This is a genomic window from Bradyrhizobium sp. 160, assembly GCF_023073735.1.
GTDB lineage: Bacteria > Pseudomonadota > Alphaproteobacteria > Rhizobiales > Xanthobacteraceae > Bradyrhizobium.
Window position 1 is genome coordinate 82,448 of sequence record NZ_JADPKD010000004.1, and the last position, 6,000, is coordinate 88,447.

5 protein-coding genes and 1 pseudogene are annotated in these 6,000 nt (G+C 58.7%); 5 read left to right on the forward strand and 1 reads right to left on the reverse strand.

Going from position 1 to position 6,000, the window contains the following annotated elements; translation table 11 throughout:
- The first annotated feature begins 556 nt into the window (after nucleotides 1-556).
- The 5 genes from IVA98_RS00970 (at nucleotide 557) to IVA98_RS00990 (ending at nucleotide 5,615) form a co-directional block, all read left to right on the forward strand.
- Nucleotides 557-2,536 carry a conjugal transfer protein TraG gene (locus IVA98_RS00970; protein WP_247354215.1) on the forward strand — a complete coding sequence of 660 codons (1,980 nt, stop codon included), beginning with the start codon at nucleotides 557-559 and terminating at the stop codon, nucleotides 2,534-2,536.
- Nucleotides 2,537-2,548: 12 nt separating this feature from the next.
- The gene (locus IVA98_RS00975; protein WP_247278024.1) at nucleotides 2,549-2,968 is read left to right on the forward strand and encodes a CopG family transcriptional regulator; all 420 of its coding nucleotides are present in this window, start codon (nucleotides 2,549-2,551) and stop codon (nucleotides 2,966-2,968) included.
- 592 nt (nucleotides 2,969-3,560) lie between these two features.
- Nucleotides 3,561-3,899, forward strand: coding sequence for a hypothetical protein (locus tag IVA98_RS00980; protein WP_247354216.1), 339 nt, complete (start codon nucleotides 3,561-3,563; stop codon nucleotides 3,897-3,899).
- The gene (locus tag IVA98_RS00985) at nucleotides 3,896-4,606 is read left to right on the forward strand and encodes an SDR family oxidoreductase (protein WP_247354217.1); all 711 of its coding nucleotides are present in this window, start codon (nucleotides 3,896-3,898) and stop codon (nucleotides 4,604-4,606) included. The genes IVA98_RS00980 and IVA98_RS00985 overlap by 4 nt, the downstream gene beginning before the upstream one ends.
- 7 nt (nucleotides 4,607-4,613) lie before the next feature.
- Nucleotides 4,614-5,615: a nitrilase-related carbon-nitrogen hydrolase gene (locus IVA98_RS00990; protein WP_247354218.1), complete on the forward strand. Its 1,002-nt coding sequence runs from the start codon at nucleotides 4,614-4,616 to the stop codon at nucleotides 5,613-5,615.
- A 288-nt stretch (nucleotides 5,616-5,903) separates the two neighbouring features.
- Here IVA98_RS00990 and IVA98_RS00995 read toward each other — a convergent pair.
- Nucleotides 5,904-6,000: pseudogene (locus IVA98_RS00995) on the reverse strand (ATP-binding protein); the annotation flags it as partial.

The following is a 6,000-nucleotide window of genomic DNA, read 5'->3' on the forward strand; positions in this document are numbered from 1 at the left end:
GGCTGGCCAAGGCATCAACAGTCGACCGGCTGGAGGAGGACTCGCTCGACACGATGTGCGGGAGTATCTAGATGACCGTCGGCCCGGCAGTGTCGTCCCATCAGAAATAAGCTCCTGCCGGGGACGCTCCCCGCATGATTCTTGTACTCCGGGACCCCCGCCTCCCGCCGATTTAATCCGGGAACGCTCACTCGTCGATAACGCGTTGTGGCACGCCGCACCTCTCTTGATCGCGCGCACTTACGGAGAGCTTAGGCCAGACGCGAGCTAGCCTTCCGGACATCTATAACCCGGAGCCTCGCTTCGCGAAGGCCGGCCGGTTCGCCTCGAGCGGCAGCACGGTACGAGTTGATTGTCTCATCATCCAAGCGCCTATCACGCGAAGCTGCTTGGGACGGTGCTTTGAGGCGGCCTGTTCCACGCGAGGGATCTTTTTGGGCCCAAACGCGGCTTGCCAATCTGACCCGCCGATCCCTTCGCCAGGGCGCGCGCGACTACGAGAAGCATAAGCCTCTGATTGTAGCCAACAGGTCGATTGTGTCGATATCGGCAGGCCATGTCTGCGACAAAAATCATCTGGCATCAGCTGATCCTGGTTTGCCTAATCGCGTTCACCTTCGTGTGGGCCGCGACCGAATGGACTGCTTGTCAGCTTGCGTTCCAGCCGCAGCTTGGACCGGCCTGGTTCAGATTAGGCACCTGGCCCGTCTACCAGCCGTTTGCCTTCTTCATCTGGTGGTTTGAATTCGACGCTTACGCGCCCACGATATTCCTCCAGGGGGGCGCCATTGCCGGGAGCGGTGGGATCGCGGCAGTCGCCGCAGCAATGATGCTTTCGGTCTTGCGCGCGCATGAGGCTCGCGATGTCACGACTTACGGATCAGCGCGTTGGGCCGATACGCGCGAAGTCAAACGGGCGGGGTTGCTAGGCAACGATGGCCTTGTGCTCGGGCGTTTCGATGGTCGATATCTTCGCCATGATGGGCCTGAGCACGTGCTCTGCTTTGCGCCTACCCGTTCGGGCAAGGGAGTCGGCCTTGTCGTTCCGACTCTTTTGACCTGGCCGCGTTCGGTGATCGTCCACGATATCAAGGGCGAGAATTTCCAGTTGACCTCGGGGTGGCGCGCGCACCTTGGAGATGTACTCTTGTTCGACCCGACCAACGCAGCAAGCGCGGCCTACAATCCCCTTCTTGAGATTCGCCGTGGTGATTGCGAAGTACGAGACGCGCAAAATGTCGCGGATATCCTAGTCGATCCCGAAGGGGCGCTCGAGCGGCGCAATCATTGGGAAAAAACCAGCCATTCTCTGCTCGTCGGCGCTATCCTGCATGTCCTCTACGCTGAAGCTGACAAGACACTTGCCGGGGTTGCCAGATTTCTTTCGGACCCGTGCCGCCCGATCGTGGCCACGCTGAATGCGATGCTTGCGACTCCCCATCTTGGTGATCACGTTCATCCCGTCGTCGCTTCAGCTGCGCGAGAGCTGCTCAACAAGAGCGAAAACGAGCGGTCGGGCGTGCTGTCGACCACCATGAGCTTCTTGGGCCTTTATCGCGATCCGGTCGTCGCTAAGGTCACCGCGCGGAGCGATTGGCGCATTCGCGATCTCGTCGACAGACAGAAGCCCGTTTCACTCTATCTCGTCGTGCCGCCATCCGACATCGTCCGCACAAAACCCCTGATGCGGCTCATCCTCAACCAGATCGGACGGCGCCTGACCGAGAGCCTGGATCACGACCGGCGCCGTCAAAAGCTCCTACTGATGCTCGATGAGTTTGCAGCCCTTGGCCGCCTCGATTTTTTCGAGAGCCAGCTTGCCTTCATGGCGGGCTATGGCATTCGCAGTTTCCTGATCACTCAGAGCTTGAATCAATTAGAACGTGCCTATGGGCCGAACCACGCGATTCTCGACAATTGTCACATCCGGATCGCCTTCTCCACAAATGACGAGCGCACCGCTAAGCGCGTCTCGGATGCTCTGGGGACCGCAACCGAACTGCGCGCCATGAAAAACTATGCCGGGCATCGCTTAAGCCCCTGGCTTGGACACTTGATGGTGAGCCGCCAAGAGACGTCCCGTCCGCTCCTGACGCCCGGCGAAGTCATGCAGCTCTCATCGAAAGAGGCGATTGTGATGGTGTCGGGCCTCCATCCGCTGCGTGCCACTAAGGTTCGTTACTATGAGGACCCGCAATTTCAGAAGCGAATCGTCAAGCCCGCTGAAACAGGAACAATTCTCTTGTCCTCGCGCCCAAATGAAGACTGGTCAGGGCACCCAACCCCTGCGCCCTCGACCGAACTGCTTGCGCCTCGGCAGCGAAAGCGTGGCGATCCGAATGGAGGGCTGCGGCGCGAGCCAGAATTGCCGCAGCACGAGGAGATCGAAATCAAGGCACCGCTCGCGGAACATGAGTTCGATGCTGGTCCCGATGAGCCCGACGCAGATGCTGTCCAGGCACAAGCGCTTAGCCGCGCAATGCAGGGATTAGCGCGCGCGACCAGCCTCGACCCTGACGATGGCATGGACCTCTGAGTGGGCAAATCGGTGAAAAAGATTCAGCTCAGTGTCTACCTTGATCCGGAGACATTCAGAACCCTTGATGTCTTCGCGGAGCGTCGTGGCCAACCCAAGTCGCTGGTCGCAGAGGCCGCGATCACGTCTTTTCTTTCGCCTGACGATTCCGACCGACGCGAGGCGGCTATTGCCAAGCGGCTGGATCGGACCGCACGGCTGCTCGAGCGTCTCGAACGCAATGGCAACATCACGCTCGAGACGCTCGCCCTGTTCATTCGCTTCTGGTTGACATCGGTGCCGGCATTACCAGAACAATCCAGTCCAGCCGCTCGCGCCAAAGGCGCCGAACGTTATGATCGATTCGTTGAAGCGCTTGGCCGAAGGCTTTCCAGCGGATCAACCGTTCTGAAAGAGGTGAGCTTCGATTCGAACCCCGCAATTCCAGAGTAAGCGGGCGGGCGATGCAGGACTACAAGGGAATTTGCGAGGGTGCTCGCGCCGAGTACATTTCGGCCGCAAACAACGATAGAGCCAAATCGAACGGAGCGAGCGCGTTAGATCGGTACCGACGGCAGATATCTGAAGGTAGCAGGCCGCATGACATGAATGCTGGAATCTGAAGCGAGTTGAGACTTGCCCGGTCTCCATCGAGCTGCCGCTCACTGGAGTAACGCTGCTTGCTTGACAAGCGGAAGCCTTCCAGAGTTTCGGAAGGTCTTCTGAATAGTTGGCCTACCAGTTTTAGCGAATTGCATCGCAGGTCCTCTGTGTTAGCAATCCACGTTGTAAGGTCTTACTATGCGAACATCCTGTCGAAAAATGCGAGAACTTGCACTGCCCCACACTTCAGCAAGCTGGTGCGACGGTATCGTTTACGTCAGATTGCGATCGGGCAACGCCTGAGATCGTCTGCAATATGTTTCCACAATTCCAAAGGAACGGAACTAAATCGTCCCCTTTCGATGGAAGGGACAGCTGCGCCACGAGAAGCCCATTGGCTTGGAGCAGTTTGAATGAGGCCCAATTCCCCCGGATGGCGACGATGGCCAAGCATCCTCACACCAAATCCAATCTGATCCGCTCTCTCGCCTCACGACGAGGCGGCGTTACACAAGCAGAGTTGCGCAAGGCCACGGGATGGAAGCTTGTCCCGATGCCCCTGATCGCCAAGCGGTGCAAGATGAAGCTGATTACCAAACGTGAGAAAGGCAACGTCACTCGCAACAATGGTAAGATCGCCAGCAAGAGCGGCCACTTCGCCACGTACTACATGATGGCGCATGATTCGACTACGGCAGTAGCCGACGCGACTACCGACACCCTAGGTAGAAAGTCTTATCCCTCAATGCATAACCCAAGCGATGCGGAAAACGCGTCATGAGCCACAGTCCTGCAGGGCATTGCGCAGCTATCTGGACAGCGAGGCTTGGCTATTGCCGCTTTTCGCGCTGGCTATCCCGCTTCCAAGGAATGCGCGAAACTATTATAGCCCATTTCGATGCCAATGCCGAAATCGCGAAACCCGGCTCGCTCGCGGAAACAACGCAGCAGAGCTTTGACGTCTTAAGCGTCAATTTCCCTAGACCCTATTTCAACGTCCACAACGCGTTGCCTCGCGCGCGCAATCTAAACGCGATCGGCTTCACGGCTTCTTTGTCCGATCAGGTCGGAATCGCGGGAACATCGGCCGTATCCGCATCCAAGGCCGCACTGTGCAACTTGACGCGAGCGCTTGGCGACCAACTGATCCGCCGAAGCGTTCAGGTAAACGCCGAGAGCTCGGGCGTCATTGAAACCCCGCTGTTTAGGAAAATCGGCATTTCCGAGGTCAGCGTGCAAGACCGCGGATCGGTCCTGCTCGAGCAGATAGCCGCGAAACACTTCGGCAAGCCACGGAAGATCGCGGCGCGTGAGCTTCCTCGCTTTCTGCGACGCATCCTACATCACCGGCATCGACGCGCCTGTCGATGGCAGACGCACACAGCCCTGAATCCGACAAGCCTTGCCGATGTGCTCGAAGAGCCTCCCGTGACAGTCATCTGTCGTCCTCTACACCAGTCCAGTGCAGCGCTCGAATACTCACAATGAGAAGAGAATGAGAAACATCGTCAAGGCAGCCGCCGTACAGATCAGCCCCGTGTTGTACAGCCGAGAGGGGACAGTCGAGAAGATCACCAAAAAGATTCGCGAATTGGGCAAGAAGGGGGTGCGTTTCGCCACGTTCCCCGAGACCATCATTCCCTACTACCCGTATTTCTCGTTCGTCCAGCCGCCCTTCACGCTTGCCAAGGAGCATCAGAGGCTGCTTGAGCAATCCCTTACGGTACCCTCTGCGGAGACGCATGCGATCGGCGATGCCGCCAAGGACGCCCAAATGGTCGTTTCAGTCGGCGCCAACGAGCGGGACGGAGGATCAATCTACAACACTCAACTCCTGTTCGATGCGGACGGCACGCTGATCCAGCGTCGCCGCAAGATCACCCCTACCTATCATGAGCGGATGGTGTGGGGCCAGGGCGACGGTGCCGGCCTTCGCGCCGTAGACAGCGCGGTTGGCCGGATCGGCCAGCTTGCGTGCTGGGAACATTATCTCCCGCTGGCCAGATACGCCTTAATTGCCGATGGCGAGCAGATCCACTCCGCGATGTACCCCGGTTCGATCTTCGGCCCCCTCTTCTCCCAGCAAACGGAAGTGAGCACCCGACAGCATGCCCTTGAGTCGGCCTGCTTCGTCGTCAGCGCAACCGCATGGCTCAACGCCGACCAACAAGCCCAAATTGCCAACGACACGGGCGCTGCTATCGCACCGATTTCGGGCGGTTGCTTCACCGCTATCGTTGCCCCCGATGGTCAATTGATAGGCGAGCCCCTGAAGGAAGGTGAAGGAGATGTGATTGCAGATCTCGACTTCATCGAAATCGACGGGCGCAAGAGAGTGATGGACGCAAGCGGTCACTACAGTCGCCCTGAACTGATCAGCCTCCTGATTGACCGGACACCTTCTTCGCACGTCCATGAACGGATTATTCCCCCCAGGAGCGTGGCGACTACCGGCCTTCACCGCGAGGCCCGCGCTCTGACGCCGCTTGAGAGTTAATGGTCCTGCCCGCCAGGGCCGGAGGAGATTGGTGCATCCCGCTTCGACCCGAACGGCCGGAGATACAGGTAGAAGGAACTAGTTTGCAGCAGGGCCATGCGGGGCCGCTCGCATGATCCAGACCGATTCTCTATTGGAGAAATGCCCAGCTGCGGAGCCTCGCCGAGGCCTTCAGCCTACAGCGCACCTCGTCACTGCAGCGGCAAGTACGCTTCAGGTGTTCGAACTGTTACGCTGACCGCCGCATCGCCCATCCTTGCAGCGCCCCGCCTCGAGATCTGGATGTTGCGCAACGACAGTCGTGGCTGCGACGAACTGAACGGAATGCCCAGCCAGGATCGCTTCGCGACCAAGAGCGACCGCAAGATGCGTCTTGCCAACGCCA